The organism is Frankia sp. CcI49, from assembly GCF_001983215.1.
Classification (GTDB): Bacteria; Actinomycetota; Actinomycetes; order Frankiales; family Frankiaceae; genus Parafrankia; species Parafrankia irregularis.
Map to the genome: position 1 here is coordinate 204,471 of NZ_MOWP01000001.1, position 25,261 is coordinate 229,731.

Annotated in this window: 19 protein-coding genes; 7 read left to right on the plus strand and 12 right to left on the minus strand. The window is 71.8% G+C overall.

Going from position 1 to position 25,261, the window contains the following annotated elements; genetic code table 11:
* Positions 1 to 8: 8 nt before the first annotated feature.
* From CcI49_RS00770 to CcI49_RS00785, 4 genes are read left to right on the plus strand one after another with little or no spacing between them, the layout of a single operon-like run.
* Positions 9 to 1,043 carry an OB-fold domain-containing protein gene (locus CcI49_RS00770; protein WP_076823649.1) on the plus strand — a complete coding sequence of 345 codons (1,035 nt, stop codon included), beginning with the start codon at positions 9 to 11 and terminating at the stop codon, positions 1,041 to 1,043.
* A 2-nt stretch (positions 1,044 to 1,045) separates the two neighbouring features.
* A complete protein-coding gene (locus tag CcI49_RS00775) occupies positions 1,046 to 2,254 on the plus strand; it encodes a lipid-transfer protein (RefSeq protein ID WP_076823650.1) in 1,209 nt (402 codons plus the stop codon).
* On the plus strand, positions 2,244 to 3,404 hold the full coding sequence (locus CcI49_RS00780) for a thiolase domain-containing protein (protein WP_076823651.1): 1,161 nt from the start codon (positions 2,244 to 2,246) through the stop codon (positions 3,402 to 3,404). The genes CcI49_RS00775 and CcI49_RS00780 overlap by 11 nt, the downstream gene beginning before the upstream one ends.
* A gap of 55 nt (positions 3,405 to 3,459) precedes the next feature.
* A complete protein-coding gene (locus CcI49_RS00785) occupies positions 3,460 to 4,386 on the plus strand; it encodes a cyclase family protein (RefSeq protein WP_076823652.1) in 927 nt (308 codons plus the stop codon).
* A 418-nt stretch (positions 4,387 to 4,804) separates the two neighbouring features.
* Here CcI49_RS00785 and CcI49_RS00795 read toward each other — a convergent pair whose 3' ends face one another.
* The 5 genes from CcI49_RS00795 to CcI49_RS00815 form a co-directional block, all read right to left on the minus strand.
* Positions 4,805 to 5,182, minus strand: coding sequence for a helix-turn-helix transcriptional regulator (locus CcI49_RS00795; RefSeq protein ID WP_063792961.1), 378 nt, complete (start codon positions 5,180 to 5,182; stop codon positions 4,805 to 4,807).
* A complete protein-coding gene (locus CcI49_RS00800; protein ID WP_241839839.1) occupies positions 5,179 to 5,589 on the minus strand; it encodes a hypothetical protein in 411 nt (136 codons plus the stop codon). The genes CcI49_RS00795 and CcI49_RS00800 overlap by 4 nt, the downstream gene beginning before the upstream one ends.
* Before the next feature lie 237 nt (positions 5,590 to 5,826).
* Positions 5,827 to 7,638 carry an AMP-binding protein gene (locus CcI49_RS00805; protein ID WP_076823653.1) on the minus strand — a complete coding sequence of 604 codons (1,812 nt, stop codon included), beginning with the start codon at positions 7,636 to 7,638 and terminating at the stop codon, positions 5,827 to 5,829.
* The gene (locus CcI49_RS00810) at positions 7,635 to 8,816 is read right to left on the minus strand and encodes a lipid-transfer protein (RefSeq protein WP_054564292.1); all 1,182 of its coding nucleotides are present in this window, start codon (positions 8,814 to 8,816) and stop codon (positions 7,635 to 7,637) included. Before CcI49_RS00810 ends, CcI49_RS00805 begins: the two co-directional genes overlap by 4 nt.
* A complete protein-coding gene (locus tag CcI49_RS00815) occupies positions 8,813 to 10,525 on the minus strand; it encodes a MaoC family dehydratase N-terminal domain-containing protein (protein WP_076823654.1) in 1,713 nt (570 codons plus the stop codon). The genes CcI49_RS00810 and CcI49_RS00815 overlap by 4 nt, the downstream gene beginning before the upstream one ends.
* Before the next feature lie 187 nt (positions 10,526 to 10,712).
* Here CcI49_RS00815 and CcI49_RS00820 point away from each other — a divergent pair, with 187 nt between their 5' ends.
* Complete coding sequence (locus tag CcI49_RS00820; RefSeq protein ID WP_198955427.1) at positions 10,713 to 11,672, plus strand: SDR family NAD(P)-dependent oxidoreductase; 960 nt, start codon at positions 10,713 to 10,715, stop codon at positions 11,670 to 11,672.
* Between the two features lie 10 nt (positions 11,673 to 11,682).
* Here the strand turns inward: CcI49_RS00820 and CcI49_RS42995 are convergent, their stop codons facing one another.
* The 6 genes from CcI49_RS42995 to CcI49_RS00850 form a co-directional block, all read right to left on the minus strand.
* A complete protein-coding gene (locus CcI49_RS42995) occupies positions 11,683 to 14,580 on the minus strand; it encodes an SAV_2336 N-terminal domain-related protein (protein ID WP_241839840.1) in 2,898 nt (965 codons plus the stop codon).
* Positions 14,581 to 15,618, minus strand: a complete 1,038-nt coding sequence (locus CcI49_RS00830) for an AAA family ATPase (RefSeq protein WP_083749233.1) — start codon at positions 15,616 to 15,618, stop codon at positions 14,581 to 14,583.
* Between the two features lie 5 nt (positions 15,619 to 15,623).
* Complete coding sequence (locus CcI49_RS00835) at positions 15,624 to 17,336, minus strand: effector-associated domain EAD1-containing protein (protein WP_131830963.1); 1,713 nt, start codon at positions 17,334 to 17,336, stop codon at positions 15,624 to 15,626.
* An 82-nt stretch (positions 17,337 to 17,418) separates the two neighbouring features.
* Positions 17,419 to 17,814, minus strand: coding sequence for a type II toxin-antitoxin system VapC family toxin (locus CcI49_RS00840; protein WP_076823656.1), 396 nt, complete (start codon positions 17,812 to 17,814; stop codon positions 17,419 to 17,421).
* Positions 17,811 to 18,101, minus strand: coding sequence for a hypothetical protein (locus CcI49_RS00845; protein WP_076823657.1), 291 nt, complete (start codon positions 18,099 to 18,101; stop codon positions 17,811 to 17,813). Before CcI49_RS00845 ends, CcI49_RS00840 begins: the two co-directional genes overlap by 4 nt.
* 114 nt (positions 18,102 to 18,215) lie before the next feature.
* Positions 18,216 to 19,157: a toll/interleukin-1 receptor domain-containing protein gene (locus CcI49_RS00850; protein ID WP_076823658.1), complete on the minus strand. Its 942-nt coding sequence runs from the start codon at positions 19,155 to 19,157 to the stop codon at positions 18,216 to 18,218.
* A gap of 304 nt (positions 19,158 to 19,461) precedes the next feature.
* Between CcI49_RS00850 and CcI49_RS00855 the strand changes: the two genes are divergently transcribed.
* Together CcI49_RS00855 and CcI49_RS00860 are read left to right on the plus strand one after the other, a co-directional pair.
* Positions 19,462 to 20,334: a siderophore-interacting protein gene (locus CcI49_RS00855; protein ID WP_241839841.1), complete on the plus strand. Its 873-nt coding sequence runs from the start codon at positions 19,462 to 19,464 to the stop codon at positions 20,332 to 20,334.
* Positions 20,335 to 20,422: 88 nt separating this feature from the next.
* Complete coding sequence (locus CcI49_RS00860) at positions 20,423 to 23,647, plus strand: sulfotransferase family protein (RefSeq protein WP_076823660.1); 3,225 nt, start codon at positions 20,423 to 20,425, stop codon at positions 23,645 to 23,647.
* A gap of 22 nt (positions 23,648 to 23,669) precedes the next feature.
* Here CcI49_RS00860 and CcI49_RS00865 read toward each other — a convergent pair whose 3' ends face one another.
* Positions 23,670 to 25,208, minus strand: a complete 1,539-nt coding sequence (locus CcI49_RS00865; protein ID WP_076823661.1) for an MFS transporter — start codon at positions 25,206 to 25,208, stop codon at positions 23,670 to 23,672.
* Between the last annotated feature and the right edge of the window lie 53 nt (positions 25,209 to 25,261).

Sequence of the window (25,261 nt, forward strand, 5' to 3'; positions counted from 1 at the left end):
CGAAAGACGTGGCACGGCTGCTGGAGAGCAAGGTCGAGTTTCCCTACCGGCGCAGCCTCGGACCGGTCGTCGGCGGCTACGTGGCCGCCCTCGGCCAGCGCCGCCTGACCGGCGTGCGTGCCGGCGGCCGGGTGCTGGTCCCTCCGCTCGAATACGACCCGGAGACCGGCGAGGCCAGCGATCCCACCCCGGTCGACGTCGGCCCGGCGGGCACGGTGCGCACCTGGACCTGGGTGCCCGAGCCGACCCGCGCGCACCCGTTCGACCATCCCTTCGCCTTCGCGCTCATCCAGCTCGACGGTGCCGACACCGCGCTGTTCCACGCCGTCGACGCCGGTGACCCGGCCGCGATGAGCACCGGCCTGCGGGTCGTCCCACGCTGGTGCGACACCCCGCGCGGGCACCTCGACGACCTCGTCTGCTTCGTTCCCGCCGGCGCCGCGGAACCGGCGGAGGCGGCTGCTCCGACTGAGGCCGCCGAGCCCGCCTCGGCGCTGGAGCCGGCCCCGGCGCTGGAACCGGTCTCGGTGGTCGAGATCCCGTCGTCGCTGCGGTACGTCGAACGGCTCGCCCCGGCCGGCTCCCGGTACGCCGACTCGCTGCTCGCCGGAGTCCTGCTCGGGCAGCGCTGCACCCGGTGCGGCCTCGTCTACGTCCCGCCGCGCGACTTCTGCCCGATCGACGCCGTCCCGCTCGGCCCGGACGACGACGTCGTGCTGCCCGACCGCGGGGTCGTCACCAACTTCACGATCGTCACGCCCGTGCCCTACCCCGGGCAGCGCGAGACCGAGCCGTTCGCGCGGGTGTCGGTGCTGCTCGACGAGGCCGACGCGCTGCTGGGCCTGCAGGCCGTCGTCGACGTCGACAACGCCGACGTCCGGGTCGGGATGCGGGTGGCGGCTGCCTGGCTGCCGCCGGAGGAACGCGACACCAGCGCCCTGACCAACCGGGGCTGGGGCGCTGTCGACGGGGTCATCGAAGGCTGGCGGCCGACCGGCGAGCCGGACGTCGCCGTCGCCGACGCGATCGAGCGGGTGTTCTGACGATGGCTGACAACACGACCGGCGCCGCCGAGCCCGAGGTCGCCATCGTGGGCTACGCGGTGTCGCCGATGGTGTCGTTCGCCGAGCAGACCGAGGTGCAGCTGTGCCTCGCGACCGTGACCGAGGCGCTCGCCGCCGCGCACCTGACCCGCCAGGAGATCGACTTCACCTGCTCCGGCAGCAGCGACTACCTCTCCGGCGGCACGTTCACCTTCGTCGCCAACCTGGACGCCGTCGGCGCCTGGCCGCCCATCAGGGAATCCCACGTCGAGATGGACGGCGCCTGGGCGCTGCACGAGGCGTGGATCCGGCTGCGGATCGCCCCGCACACCGGTGCCGACCCCGAACAGACGGCACTCGTCTTCGGTTCCGGGAAGTCGTCCACCGGCGAGCTCGACATCGTGCTGGCCCTGCAGGGCGACCCCTACTACCTGGCGCCGCTCGGCGCCGACCCGCACACGTTCGCGGCACTGCAGGCCCGGGCCCTGATCGAAGCGGGCCGGGCGACCGAGCGCGACCTCGCCGAGGTGGCCGCCCGCTCCCGCCGCGCCGGCGTCGGCAGCCCGCACGCCGTCGTCTCCGGCACCGAGACGGCGGACGACCTGCTCGCCACCCCGTACGTGCGTGACCCGTTACGTGCGAGCGATCTGCCGCCGGTGACGGACGGGGCGTGCGCCGTGGTGCTCGCCACCCGCCCGGTCGCGCTGCGGCTCGCCGCCGAGCACGGCATCGTCCCGGTCTGGATCAGGGCGATCGAGCACCGCGTCGAACCACACCAGCCCGGTATGCGTGACCTCACCACCTCGACGTCGACCCGGCTGGCCGGCGAGGCCGCCGGGGTGGGCGACGGGCCGGTCGACGTCGCCGAGCTGTCGGCGACCTACAGCCACCAGGAGCTGATCCTCACCGAGGCCCTCGGCCTCGACCCCGGCGCCGTCCAGATCAACCCGTCGGGCGGCGCGCTGGCGGCGAACCCGGTGATGGCGACCGGCCTGGTCCGGATCGCCGAGGCCGCCCGGGCCGCCCGCGAGCGCGCCGCCGCCCGGGGGAACGGTGCCGCCCGGGGGAACGGTGCCGCCCGGGGGAACGGTGCCGCGCATGCCGTGCGTGCCGTGGCCCATGCGACGTCCGGGCCGTGCCTGCAACAGAACCTCGTCTGCCTGCTCGAGACGACGACGACCGGAGGACCGGAGGTACGCAGTGAGCGCTGAGCCGTGCGCGGTGGTCGGTGTCGGCCAGACCCACCATCGGACGAAGCGCCAGGACGTCTCACTCGCCGGCCTGGTTCGCGAGGCCGCGCTGCGCGCGTTGGAGGACGCGGCGATGACCTGGCGGGACATCGACGCGATCGTGATCGGCAAGGCGCCGGACGCGTTCGAAGGCGTGATGATGCCGGAGCTGTACCTGGCGGACGCGCTCGGCGCCGCCGGTAAGCCGATCATGCGCGTGCACACCGCGGGCAGCGTCGGCGGCTCCACCGCCATCGTCGCCTCCCACCTCATCCACGCCCGGGCGCACCGCCGGGTGCTCGCGGTCGCCTTCGAGAAGCAGTCCGAGGGCAACGCGCAGTGGGGGCTGAGCGGAGGGAAGTCCGGCAGCATGGGCGCCGGCGGCATCTTCGCGCCGTGGATCCGCGCCTACATCCGCCGCAGCGGGGCGCCGGAGCACATCGGCTGGCAGGTCGCGGTCAAGGACCGGCTCAACGCCCTGAAGAACCCGTACGCCCATCTGCGGCTGCCCGAGATCACGATCGAGAAGGTCCGCGAGTCGCCGATGCTGTGGGACCCGCTGCACTGGCTGGAGTCCTGCCCGTCCTCGGACGGCGCCTGCGCCCTGGTCCTGACCGACGAGGCGGGGGGCCGCGAAGCCGCCGCCGACGGCCGGGCACCGGCCTGGGTCGCGGCCACCGCGATGCGCAGCGAGCCGTCGTCGTTCCCCGGCCGCGACCCGATCCGCCCCCGCGGCGGCGTCGAATGCGCGGCGGACCTGTACCGCCAGGCCGGCATCACCGACCCGCTGGCCGACATCGACGTCGCCGAGCTGTACGTCCCGTTCTCCTGGTACGAGCCGATGTGGCTGGAAGGCCACGACATCGCCGGGCCGGGGGAGGGGTGGAAGCTCGTCGACCGTGGCGAGACCGAGATCGGCGGCAGCTTCCCGGTGAACCCGTCGGGCGGGGTGCTGTCCTCCAACCCGATCGGCGCGTCCGGCATGCTGCGTTTCGCCGAGGCGGCGCAGCAGGTCCGCGGGCAGGCGGGGGAACACCAGGTGGACGGTGCCCGGGTCGCCCTCGCCCAGGCCTACGGCGGCGCCGCCCAGTACTTCTCGATGTGGGTGGTCCGGACGTCCCTCGACGGCTGACCGTCTCGTCATCTCGTCGTTTCGCTTTCACCGTGGCAGGGAGGGGACCGGTCGGTTGGCGATGCCGGAGGAGTTCCACGAACTGGCGCGGGCGGTCAACAACTGGGGCCGCTGGGGCCCGGCGGACGAGCGCGGGACGCTCAACCTGCTCACCCCCGAGGCGGTGCGGGCCGGCGCCGCCCTCGCCCGCCACGGCCGGCTGTTCCCGCTCGCGCTGGGACTGTCGGCGAACGGCCCGCAGACCGGCATGGTGCCCGGCCGCCTGAACCCGCTGCGCACCATGCTGTCGGTCAACGAGCCGCTGACCGGCGACCCGGCCGACGTCAGCTTCAGCGACGACATCGTCATCATGGGCCTGCAGGCGGCCACCCACTGGGACGCCCTCGCGCACGCCACCTACGCCGGCCGGCTCTACAACGGCTTCCCGACGTCGACGGTGACCACCGCCGGTGCCCGCCACTGCGGCGCCGACAAGATCGGCGCCGTCGCCGGCCGCGGGGTCCTGCTCGACGTCGCCCGCGCCCGCGGCGTCGAACGCCTGCCCGCCGGCCACGCCATCACCGCCGACGACCTCGACGCCGCCGCGGACCTCGCCGGCCTGATCGTCACCCCCGGCGACATCGTGCTGGTGCGCACCGGGCACATCCAGTTGCTCCACGCCGGCGACCGCAACGGCTACACCTACCCGTCACCGGGGATGTCGCTGGGCACCGTCCGCTGGCTGCGCACCCGGGACGTCGCCGCCGTCGCCATCGACACGCTGACCTTCGAGGTCTTCCCCTGCGAACGCCCCGACCTGCTGCTGCCCGTCCACCTGCTCCACCTGGTCGAGATGGGCCTGCTGCAGGGCCAGAACTTCGACCTGGAAGCCCTCGCCGCCGACTGCGCCGCCGACGGCGAGTACCGCTTCCTGCTCTGCGCGACCCCCGAACCGTTCACCGGAGCCCTCGGCGCCCCCGTCGCCCCGGTCGCGGTGAAGTAGCCCAAACCGCCGGCGCCCAGGCCAGGTACGTCGGTCTGTGGCGACAGCCGAACCGGCGTTTAGGACACGGCGCTGTGGTAACCGGTGCCCCCAACCGATCGGCGCGTCGCTGGCGTTTGTGCGAGGGCGCAAGGAAACGACCCCCGCTCGGCTGCCAGCGCAGCATCGTCACCGTCATGCAGTTCGGCGCGGATGTCGTCCCAGTCGTGGAACTCGGTTATGAGCCCTCCCGCCGTCATCGGCGCATTCGACAGTGGCCGCGATGATCTGTCCGAACGGGTGGATGAGGGGCTGTTCGACGCTGACGGCCTTGGGCGAGACGTCGGTGATCCTGTGGGATACCGGTCCTCTCTACGCCGCGTTCGACCGCGAGGACAAACATCACGAGGCGAGCGCCGTTCGGCGCCCTGGTCTCTTGTCAGGCGGTCCGGGCACCTCGGACGGTACCGAGGTCGAGTTCGATGCGGCGCCCGTGGACGGTGACGACGATGCTGGCGGTGTCGGCGCCGGTGGCGGTGAGGTAGTCGTAGAGGGTCGACAGGAGCATGTCCTCACGGCTTTCGAGGCGCGAGACGGCGGCCTGGCCGACACCGAGCTTCTTGGCGACCTCTGTCTGGGTCATCTGTGCCGCCTTGCGGATCATCGCCAGGTTCATGGCATGGACCCGGTCCATCTCCTCGGCCGCCGTGTGGGCCTCGGCGACATCGGCGGCGAGCCGGGGGTCGGACAGGAGCCGGTCCAGGTGGTCGTTGCCGCGGACGAACTTCGACGGCCGCTGCGGGGCGTCCTCTGTCATGACTTCTCCTCGTAGGAGGTCTCGCGCTTCCACTGGTCGATCATGGGATCGGCTCTGGCGGCCACTCCGTCATAGAAGACGTCTCCCAACCCGGCCTTGTCCGCGGCGAACAGCGTGACCACCACGGTGCCGGCGCCCAGGGGGAACCAGCAGATCAGCCGGACGGCCACCCGCGGGTCGTAGGCGTGCGAGACCCGCCAGAGCGGGTAGCGGCGAGACTGCCGTACCCAGCGCAGGGTGGCAGTCTCGCCGTCCCGAGATGGCGGATCTGTCAGGCTCCGCAACTGGTCCAGGGCGCGGGCGGTGTAAGCCAGCAGGAGACGCGAGTGTTCGTCGCCAGTCCGGGCCTCTCCCTCAAGGCGGTCGAGCCACCGGCCGAAGTCCTCGGGCCAGTCGATATCCACCACCGCAGTATTACATCGAGGGGATATTCCATGCAAGGCATCTAGTCGATCCTCGGCCCATCGGAGCCGGTCAGCTCCGCCCCGGGCAGTGAGCTATGCACGAGCACAAACACACGGAGGGACGGACGGGCGCAGACATTGACGAGCGCCAGTGGGCAGTGCGAGCCAGGCTGGTGGACGCGACAGGCTCRCACGGGCGTAGACCGAAGATCCGGGATTCAGTCGCGGATCCAGTGAGCTTCAGCTGGTTCCGTACCGGTCGCGCAGGACGTGTTTGAGGATCTTGAGGGTGGCGTTGCGGGGCAGTTCCGCCGCGACTTCGAGCTGTTCCGGGACCTTGTGCCGGGCCAGGCCGGCCGCCCGCAGATGCTCGGTCATCTCGGCGAACGTCAGGTGGCTCGGGTCACCGGTGGCCGGGTCACCGGTGGCCGGGTCACCGGTGGCCGGGTCGGCGGTCGCCGGTCGGTCGGTCACCGGGGCGCTGGCAAGCGGTTCGACGACGGCGCAGACGCGCTCGCCGCGTTCCGGGTCGGGCAGGCCGATGACCGCGACGTCGCCGACCTTCGGATGGGTGAACAGGAGATCCTCGATCTCCTTCGCGGAGATGTTCTCGCCCTTGCGGATGATGACGTCCTTGAGTCGCCCGGTGATGGTGAGATGGCCGTCGGCGTCGAGGGTTCCGAGGTCGCCGGTGCGGAACCAGCCGTCGTCGTCGAAGGCGGCGGCGGTCAGCGCCGGGTCGGTGTAGCCGTGGAACACGGTCGCGCCACGAACCCGGATCTCGCCCTCGGCGCCAGGCTCGCCAGAAGCACCAGGCGTGGCGGGCGTGCTGGGTGCGGCGACTGTTCCGTCGGGGCGCACGATCCGTACCTGCACGCCGAGCACGGGGTGGCCGTCGGTGTGCGCGAGCTGGTGGTCGGTGTCGACACGGCGGCCGGAGGTGATCATTGGGGCCTCGGTCATGCCGTAGCCGTGGACGATCGGCACACCGGCCTCGGTGAGGAGCTGCGCGAACAGCTCCGGCGGCTTGGGCGCGCCACCGCCGGACAGCATTCGCAGGGTCGGTACGACCGGCCCGCGCTCACCGCGCGCGGCGGCGGCGCGCTGCTGACCGAGCACCGCGGCGTAGAACGCGGTCGACCCACCGGCGATCGTCACCCCGGCGCGCCGGTAGGCGGCGATGGCCGCGGCCGGGTCGAACGTCTCCAGCAGCAGCGCGGGGAAGCCGCTCACCAGCATCATGATCAGATAGTCCGGGCCGCCGATGTGGGCGAACGGGAACGCGATGGATCCGACGTCCGCCGGGCCGGTTCCGAGCGCCGCGGCGAGGCCGTGCCCGCCGGCGATCAGGGTGCTGTCGCTGTGCCGCACACCCTTGGGGTCGGACGTCGTCCCGGAGGTGTAGTAGATCCAGCGGACCGCGCGGGCCGACTCGCGGGTCGCCGGGGGCGGCGGTGGCAGGGTCGCCGGGTCACCGGTGGGCAGCCCGCCGATCCAGCGGCTCGTGCTGTTCCCGTCGCTCTCGCCGTCGATCCCGGCACCGATGGACAGCACCCGAGGCGGGTGCGGCAGGGCGGCGGCGACGGATTGCGCCATCGACTGGAAGTCGGTGCCACGCCAGCGGCCCGGCACGCAGAACAGCTCCGCACCGGTCTGGGCCAGCGCGAAGCCGACCTCGCGCTCCCGGTAGATGTGGATGATCGGGTTCTGGACGGCGCCGAGGCGGGCCAGCGCCGTCGACAGGACGACGGTCTCCGGCCTGGTCGGTAGCTGCCAGCTCACGGCCGACCCGGGCCCGATGCCGAGCGCGTGCAGGCCGGCGGCGACCCGCTCGCATTCCGCGGCGAACTCCGCGCAGCTCAGCGTGTTCCCGGTGCCGGTGCCGGTGACGGTGCCGGCGCTGGTGCCGCTGTCGCTGCCGCTCCCGTGGTCGGCCGTCGCCGGGTCGTCGATGATCAGGAGCGGTGCGTCCGGGGTGAGGGTGGCACGCTGGCGCACCAGCTCCCAGACCGTCGCCCCGTCGTCGAGATCCAGCCACCCGGGCGCGGTCAACGGTCCCTCCCGAGGACGAGTGCGCTGGTGGGGACGCCGGTGCCGCCGGTGACCAGCACATGGTCGGCGTCCGGGACCTGGTTGACCGCGCTGCCGCGCACCTGCCGTACACCTTCCGCGACGCCGTTCATCCCGTGCAGGTAGGCCTCGCCGAGCTGCCCGCCGTGCGGGTTCACCGGCAGGCGCCCGCCGAGCTCGATCGCGCCGTCGCGGATGAAGTCCGCCGCCTCGCCCCGCCCGCAGAACCCGAACTCCTCCAGCTGGGTGAGGACGAACGGGGTGAAGTGGTCGTACAGCACCGCCGCGGCGATGTCGTCGGGGCCGAGCCCGGACGTCTCCCACAGCTGCCGGGCGCAGGTCGCGGCCTCGGGCAGGCCGACCAGGCTCTCCCGGAAGAACGAGCGCATCATCTGCTGGTCGTCGGCCATGCCCTGCGCGGCGGCCTCGATGACGGCCGGCGGCTGGCGCAGGTCACGGGCCCGCTCGAGGGTGGTGACCAGGATGGCCTGGCCGCCGTCGGTCTCCTGGCAGCAGTCGAGCAGCCGCAGCGGCTCCACGATCCACCGGCTCGCCTGATGGTCGGCGAGGGTGATGGGACGTCCATGGAACCGGGCCAGCGGGTTCGTCGCGGCGTGCCGGCGGCACGCGACGGCCACCCGCCCGAAGTCCTCCGTGGTCACGCCGTGCTCGTGCATCATCCGGGTCGCGAACATCGCCACCCACGACGCCGGGGTCAGCAGCCCGTACGGCGACGTCCAGGCGAACGACGCCTGCTCGGTGGTCGTGCCGGTCGGCCGGTCACCGACACCGGAGCCGAACCGGCGCCCGGAGCGTTCGTTGAACGCCCGGTAGCACAGCACGTAGTCGGCGACGCCCGCCTCGACGGCCAGCGCCGCCTGCTGCACGGTCGCGCACGGCGCCCCGCCGCCGAAATGGATGCGGCTGAAGCTGGTCAGCTCGTTGATCCCCAGCCCGCGCATCAGGTCAGACTCGGGGTTGCCGTCCATGGTGAAGGTGACGAGCCCGTTGACCTTGGAGGCCGGCAGCCCGGCGTCGTCGAGCGCGGCCACGCATGCCTCGAGCGCGAGCCGCAGCTCGCTGCGCCCGGAGTCGCTGGAGAAGTCGGTGGCGCCGATGCCGGCGATCGCCGTCCGCCCGGCGTAGCTGTGCCCGCTCACGACCGCGACTGCCAGGCGGCGGCGGCGCGGGCCTCGTCGTGTTCCCGGCCGCCGGGCAGGACGACCTCGACGGCGCCGACCAGATGGTCCCCGAGGCCGCCGGTCGCGCGGACCGCGACGGTGACCCGTCCCGTTCGGGCGTCCGCCGAGGTGAGGCGGCCGGTGAAGACGAGATGATCGCCGGGGTAGGCGGGTGCTCCGAGCCGGACCCGGATGGCGCGGACGATCAGGTCCGGGCCGAGCGCGTCGCTGACATAGCGCTGCAGCAGGCCGACCGAGGTGTTGATGTTCAGGAAGATGTCGGCGGACCCGCGCCGCGCGGCCAGCTCCCGATCATGGTGGACGGGCTGGAAGTCCCGGGTGGCGATCGCACCCGAGACGATCAGGGTCGCGGTGACCGGAACCGACCACAACGCCAGCTCCGCCTCGCGGCCTCCGAAGCCTTCGAAGCGTTCAGGGCCATCAGGGCCTTCGGGCCCTTCGCGGGTTGCGGAGGCCTCGGAGCGCTGGACGGCTGCCGCGGCCTCGGGGGCGGTCAGGGTGTCGGTGCGCCGCGGCGGGGGAGCAGGGCGGAACGCGGGCAGGACGATCGGCCCGCGCTCGTCGGCCGCGCCGTCGACCAGCGCCGGATGGGTCTCCACCCAGGTCAGCTCCACCGGCATCCCGACCCGCAGGCCGGCCGGGGGGCAGCCGACGAGGTCGGCGACCACCCGCGTCCCCTCCGCCAGCTCGATCAGCCCGACCGGCAGCGGATAGCGGAACCCGGGTGCCGGCGGGTGGTGGACGACGGCGTGCGAATACAGCCGGCCGCGGCCGGAGGCGACGATCCATCCCAGCTCGAAGCCGCCGCAGTGCCAGCACCTGGCGGTGGGCGGGGAGAACAACGCCCCGCACCCGTCGCACCGCTGGATGCGCAGCTCCCGGGCTCGTGTTCCGTCCCAGAAGAACTGGTTGTCGCGGTTGATCGCGGGCCGCGGCCGCCGAGCGGGATCCGGATCAGGCGGCCCTGACGGCCCTGACGGCATCGACGGTCCTGACCGCGTCGGGACGGAGCTGGCGCCCGAGACGTTCACGGAGTTCGGCTTCGCCGCGGCCGGTGGGCGCTGCCCGCTGCCCGGCCGGAACTTCAGGATGCGGAAGAGCAGGTCGCCGACGTGTTCGCCGGCCTGGTCGGTGAACCGGTGCCGGGACGTGACGAAATGCCCGACGCCGAGCGCCGTCCGCTTCTCGGCGGAGACGTCCGCCAGCGTCTGCACGTTGCCGAGCAGGTCGCCGGGCCGCAGGTAGCGGTGGATCTCCAGCTCGGCGTTGACGGCGACCACCGAGATGAACCCGGCCTGCTCCAGCGTGGCGATGACGCGCGCCCGCGGGTCGTCCGCCTCGCGGCGTTCGAGCAGGCCATGCCGGTCCCAGACGTCGAGCATCGCGGGAGGAGCGACCAGGCCGCCGTGCACCGTGGTGGCGGCGTGCGCCGCGTCGGTGTAGGCGGGGTTCGCGTCCCCGATCGCGTCGCACCAGTGCGCGATCATCGGCTCGTTGACGGGATGGCGCGCGACGCGCCGGGGTGCCCGGGCGCCCACCTCCGCGCGCAGCCGATCGGCGAGCCCGGCCCGCTCCTGCTCCTGCGCCGGGCCCGGTTCCGGTGTTGGCGTGGCGGCTCCGGAGCCGTCCTCCGCGGGTGTGATGGTCGTGTCGGCAGCCGTCGGCACGCGTCCTCCCAGTGGGTGCGGCGCTCCCGTTCGCAGAGCGAATCTAGAACGGGTTCCAGTCGCGCACAACCGCGATGGACGAAAACCTGATGAGCCGTCAGGGCTGTTGTCCAGATCGAATGAAACGTGTTCTACTTCCGCCTGGCGTGGGTCACGGTGGGCCCCGGCGGTGGACGGGAGGCCGAACATGTCCGGTGGTGCGGCGACCGATCGGGATGACACAGGCAGCGGCGCGGGCGGCGCGGGTGGTCCGGTGGGCCCGGGCCCGCTCGCCGGCCGGGTCGCGGTGGTGACCGGAGCCGGGCAGGGCCTGGGGCGCGCGGAGGCGCTCGCCCTCGCCGCGGCCGGCGCCAGCGTGATCGTCAACGACCTGGCGGAGTCCGTCGCCGACACCGCCGAGGAGATCAACGCGAGCGGGGGAGCGGCCCTCGCGATGCGCGGCGACATCGGCGACTGGGAGGTGGGAGCGAGCCTCGTGCAGGCGGCGGTCGACGCGTTCGGCGGCTTCCACATCCTCGTCAACAACGCGGGCTTCATCCGCGACCGGATGCTGTTCAGCCTCCCGGAGGAGGACTGGGACGCCGTCGTGCGTGTACACCTGCGCGGGCACGCCGGTACCTGCCGCGCGGCGATGGCCTACTGGCGGGAGCGCTCCAAGGCCGTCGGCGGCCCGGTCGAGGCCAGCGTCGTGAACACCACCTCGGAGTCCTTCCTGCTCGCGCCGCCCGGCCAGCCGAACTATGCCGCGGCCAAGGCCGGCGTCACCGCGCTGACCCTGTCGACCGCCCAGGGCGCGGCCCGTTACGGCGTGCGCGCCAACGCCGTCGCCCCGCGGGCCCGCACCGCGATGACGTCGGCGACCTTCCGGCCGGCACCGGACGAGGGCCCCGACCCGTTCGCCCCCGAGCACGTCGCCACGGTCGTGACCTGGCTCGCGTCCCCCGCCTCGGCGCCGATCACCGGCCAGGTTCTCATCACCTACGGAACCCATATCGGGGTGCTGGCGCGGCCCCGCGTCGAGGCCGTCTACACCGCCGCCGGCGACACCTGGACGGCGGACGAACTGTCCAAGACCCTCGGTGCCGAGGCCAGAGCCGGTGCCCACGACGGCTACGCCGTCCCACCCGCCGAACTGCGCCTGGACTGACCTCGATATCTCACCGGCGCTCCCCGTTGATCCGGGCCACCAGGCCCACAACCGGCTCCAGGACGTTCATCGGCGCCACCCGGCCGCGGATGCGGGGCACTCCACCGGCCATCACGATGTTCGAGTAGTCGGCGGAATTGAACTGGCCCTCCGGGCCGACGAACAACCCGATGGAGGAAGTCGCGTAGTAGCGAACCCGCGACGGGTCGAAAAATCCGCCGATCGCGTCACGCAGATGAGAGGCGCCGATCGATCTGTCGCAGAGCTGATCGAAATAGCGATGGGCGACATCGCTGTCGATCCTGGGCGGCCCCGATTCGTTGGCCAGCGCGGCGAGCCGGCCGGGCTCCAGGGCGGCCCCGAGCACCCGGGGGTCGTCGAACTTCGTGATGCAGACGGAGAGGTGGTGCGGCAGCAGCCGACTCCGGCTTCGCCCTGCGTTGTGGACCTTCCTGAGCACCCGGTTGATCATGGCATCGAAATAGGCATAGTTGTCGCCGTCCGCGCGGTCCCGCTCCCGGATCGGGTCGAAGAGAAGGACGATCCCGTCGCAGCGGACCAGATGGTCGACCAGCTCGTCGTGCTGCGCCGCGCCGCGTTCCCGGGGGCGGCGAGCCGGGGTCGGCGCGATGGCCTCGTCGTCGTCGAATCTCAGCCCGTCGTCCTTGACGCCATAGCCGCGGATGCCGTCGGCCAGGGTGCTGATCTCACCGCCACCGCTTCCACCGCCCCGGTAATACAACGCACCGGAGACGTCCAGGAAGTCGAGGGTGAAATCGATCGGCGGCGTGCGCTCACGCCTCGGCCGCGCGGGATTCGAGCCCGGCCGCAGCACGCGGCCCTCGAAGATGAGCCGCAACGGTGTGTTGGCCAGCGTGGCCGCAGGAAAATGGTGGTCCTCGACCAGTGTGCTCCGCAGCCTTTCCAATGCGCTTCCGGTCGCTGCGTCCGCGCTGGTGATGCTCCATCGGACGTGTCTGCCCCCCGGCTCGCGGGGCTTGTGCTGGATGGCCGCGAGCTGCATGGCGGCCATCAGGGTCGTCTTCCCACTGCTCGTCGCACCCCAGAGCCCGACGCGAATACGCCTCTGTGTGAGACTATGGGGTACGGCACCGTCTTCTGTGGTGAAATTAGTGTCTTTTTTCTGGGCTGTTTCGTCGGAGTTGTCTGTGATCTGCCGGGCGTTCTCGATCCGCCGCGTGGTGGCGGGCGGAGAAATCGTGGGCCGTCGAGGGGTGCGCAGAACAGGGCTCGGTGGGAGCTCGTCCGGGTCGTCGTCCGCCTCGGCGGTCAGGCCGAGGCCTTCCTCGAGGTTCATCTTCAGAATGGCGAATGGCGCCTCTTGGGGGTCGAAGGCCGCACCGCCAACCGCTCCTGCATCGTCGTGGCGGGGCCTGGCCTGATCGCCGGTGTCGACCGGTACGACGCCGAACGGTCGGCCGGGCTGGCTGGTTGTGCCTCGTCTGACGGCCAGTGTCTCGAGGTACTCGGAGACAACGGTGTGCAGATCCCACTCGTCGAGCTCGCTGGTGGAGCGGCGTAGCAACTCGGCGATGCCCGGCCGGAAGCGAAGCCGTCGGCGATCGGTGGGGACGCGCCGCCTGTGCTCTTCGTCTCCGGCCTCCTCGTGCAGGAGGCCGGAGACGAAGATCTCCGCCACCTCGCTTATACCGGTCTCCGGTGCCAGCTTGGCCTGGATCACCCAGATCAGTGGCAGGGTGAGGATGGGAGCGGCGGCCAGCAGGCGGGCGAGGCGGCATGCGCCTTCGGAGGCGCGCGCGTCGAACGCCAGCACCCGGTCCGCGGCGGTGTGCGCCGCCAGACCCGCGATCCGGTCGGCGGCGGTTCTTCCTTCGTCGGCGGGCGGCCGGGCGAAGGTGGCGTCCACCCGGTGGATTCCGGTCAGCAGCGTCTCCGCCCAGGACCGCAGCTCCGTCGGAGTCAGGGAGATGACCGGGATGGCGACCTCGGCACGGATTTCACGTGCCGGCGAGGACCGTGCCCACCACATGTTCTCGACCCGCAGTGCCGTGTTCGGTCCTGTGGGCTGGTGTCCGCCCCGCACCACCGCAGGCAGGTCGCCGATGCCCGTGGCGGACCAGTACCGGTTCCGCGGCAGCACCTGGATGAGCACGGTCGGCATCAGCCGGGCCCAGGCCGCGACGGTCTCCCAGCGAGTCGGGCCGTGCCAGCTGGCGTCCACGGCGTCGGTCAGGATCATGACGAGCTGACGGCGGGACGGATCGAGGATTCTCGACGCCGGATGGAGGGCGCCGGCATGGTCCCGCAGCGCCGTGCGTGTGGCACCGGGAGCCGCTTCCGGTAACTCCCAGAAGGACACGCTCCGAAACGCGCCCACCTGTACCAGCTGGCGCCGCAGTTCCGCGGCGAGATCACGCCACGGAAGCATGGATGGACTGTCATCAACAATCAGCACCGCGTCGAGTGCCTGGCGGGTCTCACGCCTGGTGACAACGACAAGACTAGACGGATCCAGCAGGCGTGCGTCCGCCGTCGCGGCCACGGTCGCCTCGACGTCCACGACTTCGCGGCCGCCGTTGGTGCGCACCCGCCGGAACATGCGCAGCGCGCCAGCCAACTGGCCGACGTCGGTTCCGTGACCACCATGCGGCACTGCGACAAGAGTGCCCGGACGAACCGTTGCGGTACCCGGCGCACGGCCCGCCTCCGCGTGCAGCGAGGCCGCCTGGGAGCCTCCGCCATCGGACCTGCGAGCTGGCGCGTGGTCGGTGCCCCCGACGAGGCCTTCGTCGCGCGGCGGAGCCGGCCGATCGGCCGGCCTGGTGGCGGCGGCCGTACCGCGGGCTTGGAGCAGCCAGAGAACATCCGCCGTGGTCTCAGGATCGAGGCCGGCCGTGAGCATCGCCCGGAGCAGCGGTCCGTCCATCTAGGAATTCAGGTCCGAGAGCAGGATCTGCTCGATGTTGTCGCGGGCCTCAGAATCGATCGTGTCTTCAGCCGTGACCAGGTGCACCAGGTTGAGGAGCTGATCGATCGCGAGCGTCTGGTCGCCCGTTATCTGACGATAGAAGGCCGCGATCTCTTCCCGTACGAGGACGGCGGTCTCGGGGCTGAAATGTGCTTCGACTATCCTGGCCAGCTCGTTCAGGTCGGGTTTCGGCATCGTGAATCGGACACACCGGCGCAGGAAGGGCGGGGGGAAAGTTCTTTCGTTGTTGCTGGTGAGAACGATGACGGGGGTATGGATGGCCTGTACGGCACCGTCCGTGACCGGATAGAAGTTCTTGTCATCGCCGCGGACGCGGCGGGTTCGGGCCCCAGAGCGCCCACCGTGGGAATCGGTGGAGTGGCGCTCTTCCGCGGAGTCCCCATCGGTGGCGAACTCGCCGGCGTCGCGGGCCAGTGGGGGGATCCGGAACTCGTGGCGTTCGAGCACATCGAGAAGGTCACCTGGTAGATCGGGATCGCTCTTGTCGATCTCGTCGATGAGCACGGCCCTGGGGCGTTCGGTGTCCGCGAGCGCTGTGCCGAGCGGCCCCAGCGTGACAAATCTCGCGACATCGTCGGCATTTCCGACGGAACGTGCGCCCTCGGCGAGAGTGCTCGTCCGGGCGCGTTCGACCTGACTGGCGTGTAGCCGGCCCAGGGCGTCGTAGCCGAAGAGACCATCCTCGAGCGTGCTTTTCGAGGTGATGTGCCACCGGAGCACCTCGCCGAGCTGCAGCTCGGCCGCGATCATCTCGACTAGCGTCGACTTCCCGGAGCCGGGCAGCCCGGTCAGCAGAAGCGGCCGGCGCAGGTGGAGGGCCGCGTTGACCGCGTCGGTGAGACCTGGCGGGGGGAGGAATGTCGGTGCCGTGCCGGCCGGCCTGTGCCGCCGCCAGGGTGGCGGCTCGGGAATCGCCTCCCACGCCCGGCCAGCTGTCCTCGGCGTTCCGCTGGCTGTGAAGATTTCCCACACCACTGACGCTATTTCCTTTCCGTGCCGGCGCCGGGCAGTAGGCCCACCGGCGAGTAGGCGTAGCCTTCGCGACCATCAGGGTCGTCCCAGATGACGGCCATCGTGGTCCGGACGCGGGGCGGAATCTGCTCGGGCAGGGCCACCCGGCGCAGCTCGGCCAACATTGGCCTGGCGATCTGTGTGATCGTGTGAGGAAGCATCGGGTCGGCCTCGGGTGAGAGCCAGATAATGAAATATGAGCCGTGGGCGAGCAGCGTCCCCAGCGGATCAAAAGGCGCCTCGATGGCGGTCCCCATCAGGAACGGATAGGCCTCGTGCTCACGATCCAGCAACCAGCGCGTCAGGCTGTCGCGGTCGCGGAGCAAGTCCTGGGCGATCGCACAGGGGTCCATGCGCCAGGTTGACTTCCACTTCGCTGGGAGCGGCCGGCGTTCGTACCGGTGGTGCAAACGCCGCGACCAGCGCAGCCGGATGTCGTCGTACCGCTTGCTCAGCGCCTGGTATCCCGCACCGAAGCGCACGACGTCCCAGTGCTCGACCCGCGCGGCCATCAGCGACGCGGGCAGGGCGAGGTCGACGACGAGGTTCTGCTCGTCCTGCACCTCCTCCATCAGCAGCCGCATCGCGTCCTTGAGGCCGTGCGATGAGCGCTTCGTCCAGGAGCGGGCCTGCCCGTCCGCCGTGGACAGCACGCCGCGGACCACGAACGGCGGTGCCGCCGCGGTGCCGTGCTCGCGCGGCTCGTCGCCGAGGTCGATGAGTAGCCACGAAGGCCGTCCCATCTGCTGGCGGTAGTCCTCTGCGTCCGCTATCGAGACGCCGGCGTCCTCGAGCCATTCGGAGAGCGCCGGTGTCTGAGGAGGGGAGATCCCGTAGTGGCTGGCCAGGCCGATGACGAGACGGGCCAAGGCGTTCTTCACGGACCAATCCGTGTCGTCCCGCACGCCCGCCGCGGTAATGAGCAGGCGCTCCAGCGTCGCGCCCGGCGCGGGAACGTTGTTCACGGCCTTCCAGTAGATGTGCACGAACAGGTGGTGCTGGAGCCGGGTCGCGCCGAGCTCCTGAAGCAAGGCGCGTGCATTCAACGCGCGGATCAGGATCTCAAGCCGCCTGCGGGCGGCCATGTTCGTCTTTGCGTCGACGCCCGGGTCTTTGCGGTGTGCGCAGAGATAATCCCAGAAGGCGGTCAGCTCGTTGATGGTCCAGGCCTCGGTCAGCCGGTAGCCCGTCTGCTCGGCAGCTTTGTCGAGAATCCGTCGGTGGTTGGCGCGTTCGTCGATGCTGATGCGCGGCTCGGCGGCTCGGCCTGCCCGAAAGGGCGTCGGTGGGGAGTCCGGCCGCAGGGCTGGCTGGAACTCGTCGCGGGCCGGGCGCTCAGCGTGGGCTTCGTCAAGGATCCGTCCTCGCAGGCCGGCCAGGCTCGCCTGCTCGATCAGCCTGTTGACGGCGCGCCAGAAATCCACGGCTGAGAACGAGACGGGGGTCCAGCTGGGCTGCCGTGCCCGCGTGAGCCCGGCCCGCTCAAGAACCAACTGTGCGAGGGGCTGTTCGAAGGAGTCGGCGAGTGCCTGCAGCTCTCGCTCGGTCAGTAGGTCGGACATCCGCCCTTCTGGCACGGCAGCCGAACGGTAACGGCCTTCCCCCATGTGCATAGCGTCGCAGGTCGCGTGCGACGGGCACAAACCGCCCTGCCGGTCCGGTTCGTCGGAGCCCGCGACCATGACCGGGTTCCGACGCTTCTCGCTGCTGGACCTGGATGTTCTCGCGGTTGACGTCGCGCCTACCCGCGGCCGCCGTGACGGTCTAGACGACGAGGCGGATGGCGCAGTAGCGGGTGGCGGCGCGGGCGAGCCGGGCGTCGGAGGTGACGAGGGTGATGGCTCGGGATTCCGCGAGGGCGACGTAGGCGGCGTCGTAGCCGCTGATGCCGGCACGAAGCTGCCACATGCGAGGCAGGAGCGGTTCGACGGGAACGTGGTCGACGCCAAGCTCGGGAATCCGACTGATCGCAGCGTGCGCCATGTCATCACTGATCTTGTTTCCGAGTGCCAGCCCCCGCATGACCGAGAACAGCTCGATCTTCCAGTGCTCGGGAGCCGCCCATTCGGGATCGGCACTCAGGATCGAGCGGGCCCGATGCCCTCGCTCATCGGCGTAGACGAGGGCGTTGGCAAGCACGGAGGCGTCCACGACGATCATCCGGAAACGTGCGCTCCGGGCTCGTTCGCGGACGTCTCCTCGACGCGACTGGCGCGGGCAGCGGCCAGGACGTCGGCGGCAGCTGGGGCATCCGGGCCGGCGCCGCCACCCGCCGCGAGCTCGCCGCCCACGGCGGCAAGGATCTGCTGGTTCCGGGCATACCCGGCTTGCCGTGCGAGCACTCCGAGCAGGAACGCCTGCAGCGACTGGCCTTGTTGGCGGGCATACTGCGCAAGCGTGTCCCGTACGTCTTCTGGTACGTCGCGTACGGTGACTGCAACGGTCATGCCTGCATTATCGCTGCAGAATGCAGGCTGGGTAAAGTCTAGCTGTCCTGGTCTGGTCGCATCGGGCTGGAATGACCACCGGGGAGGGGGCGAACACCCGCCCGGGCGCGCTTGTCAGGGCGTGGAACCCGGTCCGTCGGGTGGGAAGTCCGGCTCGGTGGCCGGCTTCTTCCGGCCCGCGACAACGCTCGTGACGGTGTCGAGGAGACGTTCCTTCGCCTGATCCCGCGCAAGACCGAACAGGTCGACGGAGACCACGCCCTCCAGCAGTTCGGGTCGCGGACAGTTCTCAATCCGCACGGGGATCACCTTGCGCTTGAAGCCGTCAGGGTCGTGACGCAGCGCCGCCTGCCATTCGGCCGCCCCCCACACCGAGGTCATGTAGGCACTGGAGAGCACCGCGATGGTCCGCTGGGAATGCTCGATTCCCCTGGTCATCATGTTCATCCAGTTCGACCCCGCCACGAAGTCCCAGGCCTGGAGGTAGACCGAGTATTCCGCCTCCTCCAGCTGCCAGGCGATCCATTCCGCCCACCGCTGGTCAGCCCCGGTGTAGGAGATGAAGAAGTCCCAGGGGCCGATGGCGCCCGTCGACGGCCCGCTGGCCGCGGAGGTCGGCGCGGCCCCGGCTGTGCCCGTCGGTGAACCGCCTGTGCCCGCTGGCGAACCGGCTGCGCCGGCTGCTGGACCAGCTGTGTTCGTTGGCCCGGCACCACCGCTGTCATCCGCTGCGGCGTGGGCGTCATCGGGCGAGGAGGCGGGCTTCGCCGCGGAGGTGATCGAGACGCCTGCCGCGGCCGCCGCCGCGGTGATGACAGGATTGCCCGGCCGTTCGAGGTGGGCCTCGCGCAGCAGTTTCGGCCAGCCACCCAGAACCGCGCCGCCCTTGAAGAGGCGGTGCACCTCCGACCAGAACAGCTCCGCGTTCCCGGTCTGCCACCCGGGCTGCCGCCCCCGTCTTAGCTCCGCGCGCTCCACAAGGGTCTTCGCCTCCAGCGGGTCCGAGAACTCCTCCGCCAGCGCTCTGATCACCTTGAGGTCAGTTGGTGCCGCCACTTCGCCCCCGTTCCGTCACCGTGTTCCGCCCGCTGTTCCGGACCCTTCCGGACCCTTCCGGACCCTTCCGGACCCGGACCGCGGGTGGACGCACGCTGCCGTTCTGATCACCGGAATCGACTCTAGCGACCCGGGCAACGGGCACGCTGGATGTCGGGTTCTGACCGGTGGGTGGCAAGCGTGGATGGGGCGGGCCTGATCTCGGCGCGAGGCTGCTGACCTGCGCTGTTACGTCATGGCGTGCGCTTCGTTCGTATTCCGCCGCACCCCAGCTTTGGCTAGGTTAGCCTTACCTAAGCCGAAGATGAGGGGTGTTGACGCGATGCCCAGCCTGCGCGAGGCGATCCGTTCCCGCAGTGCCGACCGTGCCGGTCGCCTGCTCGACTGCTCGGTGGAGGTCGAGTCCGTCGCCGAGGTCTCGCCGTCCTTCCGCCGGGTGACCGTCGTCGGAGCCGGCCTGGCCGCCTACACCGACCCGACGCCCGCCGATGCCTTCCGCCTGTTCCCGCCGGGGGCTGGCGACGACGACGGCGACGACGGTCCAGGCCTGTCGCGGGCGTTCACCGTGCGCTCGTTCGACCCGGAGACCCGCCGGCTCACCTTCGACGTCCACTCGCATGGCACCGGTCTGGTGGCCCGCTGGCTCGACGACCTGGCGGGCGGCGACGTCGCCGGCATCATCGGAATGCGCATCGAGTTCGTGGTCGGATCGCAGGTCGGGGGTGCGCGGCCGGAGCTGACGATTCTCGCCGCCGACGTCTGCGGCCTGCCGGCGGTCGCCGCGATCGTCGCCGCCCTGCCGCCGGAGCAGCGAGCCGTCGTCGTGATCAGCGGGGCCGCCCCGGCTGACCGGGAACTCCTGCCCGACCGGCCCGGCGACGACGTGCGCTGGGTGCCGGCTGGCAGCCTGACCGACGGGGTGCGGGCACTGCCCCGTCCGCGCGGCGGCACGCTGGCCTGGGTCGCCGGCGAGGCGGGGGAGGTGCGGGCGATCCGCCGGGTGCTGCTCACCGATCTCGGGGTGGCCCGTGACGACCTGCGCGCCGCGGCCTACTGGAAGGCCGGAGTCACTTCCGACGACGTCGACGCCCAGGCCGCCCAGCGCTACGACGACGCCGTGGCGGCGGGCCGGGACGTCTCCGATCCCGACGTTCTGGAAGACCTCGCCCTGGGCTAGTGCGCCCCTGGCCGCGCTCAGGGTGACGAGGCGCCTGCCGCTACAGTGCCCATTCATGCACCTGGCGTGACCACGGGTGGGGTGGGGAGTGGCGGGTTCACCGGATCGGCGCGATGTACCGGACGTCGTTCGCGACGTCGTGGCGTTGGCTGGCGGCAGCGGCAGCGGCAGCGGCGGCGGCAGCGGCGGCGGCAGCGGCGGCAGATGGTGGTGGGGAGCCCGTCCGGTTGTCTCGGCACCGGTCGTGTCCGACGAGCTCGCGGCGGCGGTCGCGGCCGCCGTGCCCGGTGCCTGGGTGGTGCGGGTGCCACGGGCCGACGACCGGCGCGTCCAGGACGCGATCGACGAGGCGCTGCGCGGGGCGGGCTCGGCGGCTCCGGACACACGGAGGTACGACGATCTCACCGCCGCGCTGCGGCGACCGGCCGGAGCCGTCAGTGGATCGGGCGGAGCCGGCGGTGGATCGGGTGGCGGAGCCGGTGAGGCGGAGGATCTCCTCGACCGGCGGCGGATCGCCGCGCGGCGGGAGCGGTGGAAGCACGCGGTGGAGCCGGTCGTCCTGCTGTGGCTCGGTCTCGCGAGCCTGGGCGCCTCCCTGATGAGTGCCGCCGACGTCAGGGAGTTCGGCCAGGGGGACCTCGCGTACAACCTCGGCGCCGTCTGCCTGGGCACAGGCATGCTGCTCATCGCCGCACGGCTGCTCGCCGGGCTGTGGCGACTGGCCCGTGGCGGCATCCGGGCAGTACCGACGGAGCAGGAACTGGCACAGGCGCTCCTGCGTGACCTTCGGTACGACGCGCGCCGCTTCTTCCCCACCGGCTGGTTCCGCGCGCGTGACGTGCCGGGGCGCCTGCCGGTCCTGCTCGTGGCCACGCCCGCGGACGGCAGGCGGCCGGTCCTGCTCGACGAGTACCTCCGCTGGCATTCCCCGCGGCTGCCCCGATGGATGTGGTGGATCGTCGCTGCCGCTCGCCGGCCCTCGGCGATCGTCGTGACCGACCATCCGATGCCGGCGACCGTGGACCAGCAGATCCGTGCCGCCTGGCGGCGACGCGCGCAGGGCCGTTCCTGGCTGCGGGCGCGTCGCCGGGCCCTGCGAGGCCTGCCCGCGGCCGTCGTGACCTGGTGGAACAGCCTGCCGGGCCCGGCATGGTGGCGGCCGGGAGCCGCCGCGTTGGCGGTGGCTCGCCTGCGCTTCGCCAGGCGCTGCCGTGCCCGGCTGGCCGGCGGGTTCCTCGCGCTCCTCGCCCTTGCCTGGCCGCGGCGGGCCCGACCGCGGCTGCGCCGGCTGACCGCGTATGCCCTCGTGTCAGTCCTGACGGCGACGGCGCTGTACATCCAGCGCAGCCCCAGCCAGCCCTACTGCCTGCGGCCCATGGCCGGCTCGGAGCAGGACCTGTCGACCGACAGCGCCGGGGACGAGTGGATCGGCTACCGGACCTGCCTCGGCTGGAGCCAGCTCGCCGGGAACGTCGCCGGTGGGGCGGTGTCCGCCGTCGCCGCCCGGCTCGCCGTGCGCCAGCCGGGCCCCGACGACACTCCCGACCTCTTCGACGAGGACCTGATCTACCGGGAGAACAAGAGAGTGCGACAGCTGGCCGGCGCCCAGCGCCCACTCGTCACGGTCGCGCTGATCACCTCTCTCACCTCCGCCGCCCCCACCAGGGCGATCCGGTCGGTGGTGGCCGAGCACGAGGGCCTCGCCGGCGCCTACGCCGCACAGCGGCGGATAAACAGCGCGCGCAGCACCCACCTGCCGTACGTGCGTCTCGCCATCGTCAACACCGGCGACCTCACGGTCCGCCGCGGCACCGAGACCGCCATCGGCGGACATCTGGAAACCCTGACGAAGAAGCTGCGGCAGCTCGCCGCGGACCCGACGCTGGCCGCCGCCGTCATCACCGTGAACAGCATGGCGCAGGTGCAGGACGCCCTGGGCGCGTCGCTCGGCGCCGCCGGCGTCCCGATGATCAGCCCGACGATGAGCGCGGACGGATTCGGGGAGCCTCTCGCCCGCGCCGTCGGGCGCGACGACGACCTCGCCACGGGCGCGCCCGGCACCTCCCCGGCTGGTACCTCCTCGCCCGGTACCTCCTCGCCCGGCACCTCCCTGACCGGTGCCGCGCTCCTGAGCGCGGCTGCCGGCGCGGCGGCGCCCCGCCCGCAGCCGATGTTCTTCCAGATCAACTCCACCAACGACGACCAGGTCCAGCTGATCTACGAGTACGCCCGCAACCGGAACGAGCCGCTGGCCTTCTTCTTCCCGGTCACCGACGCATCGCAGACCGAGCCGGCCGCCGACGATCTCTATCTGACCTCGCTGTACTGCGACGTGTGGCGGCGGCGCCTGTCGTCACACGTCCAGGAGCTCTCCGGGGGGGCCGCAGGCCTCGGGAAGGCGCGGTCGACCTGCCCGCCAGCGCCCGTGGCGGTGGCAGCATCGATCCCGGCCGCACCGCCGGTGCCGGTCTCCCTCGTACCGTGGTCGTCGGACCGGCCGCTCTCCGAGACCGCCCGCGTCGCCTGCCCGCCGGAGACACCCGACGTCCAACCTCGAACGGCCTCGGCCTCGGCCTCGGCTTCGGGTCCGGGTCCGGGTCCGGGTCCGGGCACGGCTACGGCTACGGAGGAGACGTCCGGTGCTGGGCGCCCTGTGGTCTTCTTCGGTGGGCGGTACACGGATTTCGCCGAGTTCGCCCAGGCACTTCGTCTCGCCTGCGGATCCAGGATGCCGCAGGTGGCGGTCTCCGACTCCGCGGGGCGTTTCCTGGCGGACCGGGAACTGGCCCGCCATGTGCCGCACGGCGTGCAGGTGCTCATCGCCTACCGGGGCCGCACGCTGACCTGCGCGGGAATGGCCGGCGCCGGTGACACTGGCGTCGGCGCCGGCGGACAGCAGCTGGACTTCTACGACGACATCCGCGCCTACCTGGGCCGCTGCGCGGGGCCGGGAGCCCACCCGGAGGACCGCTGGCTCGCCGGCGGGTGGGCGGCGTTCAGCTACGACTCACTCCTGCTGATCAACGACGCGTTGATACGAGCGGGTGTTCCACCCACCGCGTCGGACGCCCGCGGACGGATCCTGGGCTGCCTGCGCGGCCCGGCGGCCGGAGTCTGCACCAGCACCGACTACCCCGGCGTCTACGGAACCATCCAGCTCGACGGCAACGGTGTCGGCCGGCCCCCCGCCGTCCTGCTGCGGGTCGAGGACCTCACCACCGCCTTCGACTCGCCCAGTCAGGTGAGCGTCGTGGGTACCTGTGCTCCCACGGCGGCACCGTGCGACGCCCGTTTCCCGACGGACGTCCGGTAGCGGCAGCCGGGTGCGCACGGCGTCATGGCCGCGTGTCGGCCAGGTTCTGGACCGGCGGCGGTGTCGGCATCGACGCCGACGCAGCCTCCACCGACGGCGACGGCGACGGCGACGGCGATGCTGGCGGCGGTGTGGGCACGGTTGTGGTTTCCGGGCGGTTCGGGCGCAGCAGGAGGCCGGCACCCGCCGCGGCGAAGGACAGCGCGGCCATCAGCCAGTAGATGTGCTCGTAGGGCGTGAGGGGATCGCTCCCGGCGCGGCTCTCGAGGAGCATCGCCAGTGCCGCGATGCCGAGGGCGCCGCCGATCTGGCGGGCGGCGATGTTCAGGCCGACGGCGGCGGCGAAGCGGGTCGGGTCGACGGACAGCGCCGCCGCGCTCGACGAGCCGACGGAGATGGCGCCGATCCCGAGGCCCAGGCCGAACCCGCCGGGCAGCCACGCGGTGAGGAAGCTCGGCTCGGCCGGGAGCCACAGCGCGAGCGCGCCGGCCGTCGCCGCCAGCGTGAGCGCGCCGGCGACGACGAGCACCCGCGGTGACGCCTGCCGCTTCGATCGGCTGATCGTGATCCCGACCAGCGCGGAGAACACCGCTCCCGGCGTCATCGCGAGCCCGGCGCGCAGCGCTGAGTAGTCCCAGACGCTCACCAGGAACAGCACGCCCAGCAGCAGCGACGCGAAGAGGAACGCGCCGAACAGGGCGGAGACCGCGTTCGCGGCCGCGTAGGTGCGGTTGCGCCAGAGGCCGACCTCGATCGCCGGGCTGGGATGGCCCGCGGACCGGCCGATGGCCACCAGCGTCGCGGCGCCGCCGCCGATCAGGCAGGCGAGCGTCGCCGGGTCCGCCCAGCCCCACCGTTCGGCTTCCGTCAGCCCGAGGACGAGGGCCGCGATCCCACCGGTGAGCAGTGCTGTCGCCGTGGCGTCCGGGAAACGTCCGCGCTGGGTGGCGGCTGTCTGGGTGTGCGCTGGAGTTGGAGTTGGGGTGGGGGTGGCGGTCGGCAGCTGCCGGGCGCGGGCGAGCAGCCAGATTCCGAGTGGCACGTTCACGCAGAACAGCACCCGCCAGCCGACGGCGTCGACGAGAACTCCGCCGACCACCGGCCCGAGGACCGCCGCGAGACTGGCCGAGGCGCTCCACAGCGCGATGGCCGCCGCCCGGCGTTCGGGCGCGGTGTCGGCGAGCACGATCGCGAACGACGCGGGGATCAGCAGTGCCGCGCCGACTCCCTGGGCCGCGCGGCCGACCAGCAGGGCCGCGAACACCGGGGCGACGGCGACGAGCAGCGACGCGGCCGTGAACACGGCTGCGCCGATGAGGAACAGCCGCCGGCGGCCCAGCACGTCGGCCAGCCGCCCGGCGGGTGCGAGCAGCGCCGCGAGGGGGATCGCGTAGATCGTGACCACCCAGGACACGGACGTCACGCCGACCTCGAAGTCGTGCGCCAGGTCCGGCACCGCGAGGTTGGTGATCATCGCGTCGAGGAAGGCGAGGAACGAGCCGCCGCAGGCGAGCAGGAGCGGCGTCCGTGCGGATGGGGGAGCAGGGGCTCGGGAGCTCATGGCGGCAATTTAGCGACCGAACGTTCGCACTTCAATAGCGAACGATCGATCGC

Bases quoted from the DNA above. Each gene is read 5' to 3' on its own strand.
- CcI49_RS00775 (WP_076823650.1), top strand. From the start codon at position 1,046: ATGGCTGACAACACGACCGGCGCCGCCGAGCCCGAGGTCGCCATCGTG.
- CcI49_RS00795 (WP_063792961.1), bottom strand. From the start codon at position 5,182: ATGACAGAGGACGCCCCGCAGCGGCCGTCGAAGTTCGTCCGCGGCAAC.
- CcI49_RS00820 (WP_198955427.1), top strand. From the start codon at position 10,713: ATGTCCGGTGGTGCGGCGACCGATCGGGATGACACAGGCAGCGGCGCG.
- CcI49_RS42995 (WP_241839840.1), bottom strand. From the start codon at position 14,580: ATGGACGGACCGCTGCTCCGGGCGATGCTCACGGCCGGCCTCGATCCT.
- CcI49_RS00835 (WP_131830963.1), bottom strand. From the start codon at position 17,336: ATGGTCGCGGGCTCCGACGAACCGGACCGGCAGGGCGGTTTGTGCCCG.
- CcI49_RS00840 (WP_076823656.1), bottom strand. From the start codon at position 17,814: ATGATCGTCGTGGACGCCTCCGTGCTTGCCAACGCCCTCGTCTACGCC.
- CcI49_RS00845 (WP_076823657.1), bottom strand. From the start codon at position 18,101: ATGACCGTTGCAGTCACCGTACGCGACGTACCAGAAGACGTACGGGAC.
- CcI49_RS00855 (WP_241839841.1), top strand. From the start codon at position 19,462: ATGAGGGGTGTTGACGCGATGCCCAGCCTGCGCGAGGCGATCCGTTCC.
- CcI49_RS00865 (WP_076823661.1), bottom strand. From the start codon at position 25,208: ATGAGCTCCCGAGCCCCTGCTCCCCCATCCGCACGGACGCCGCTCCTG.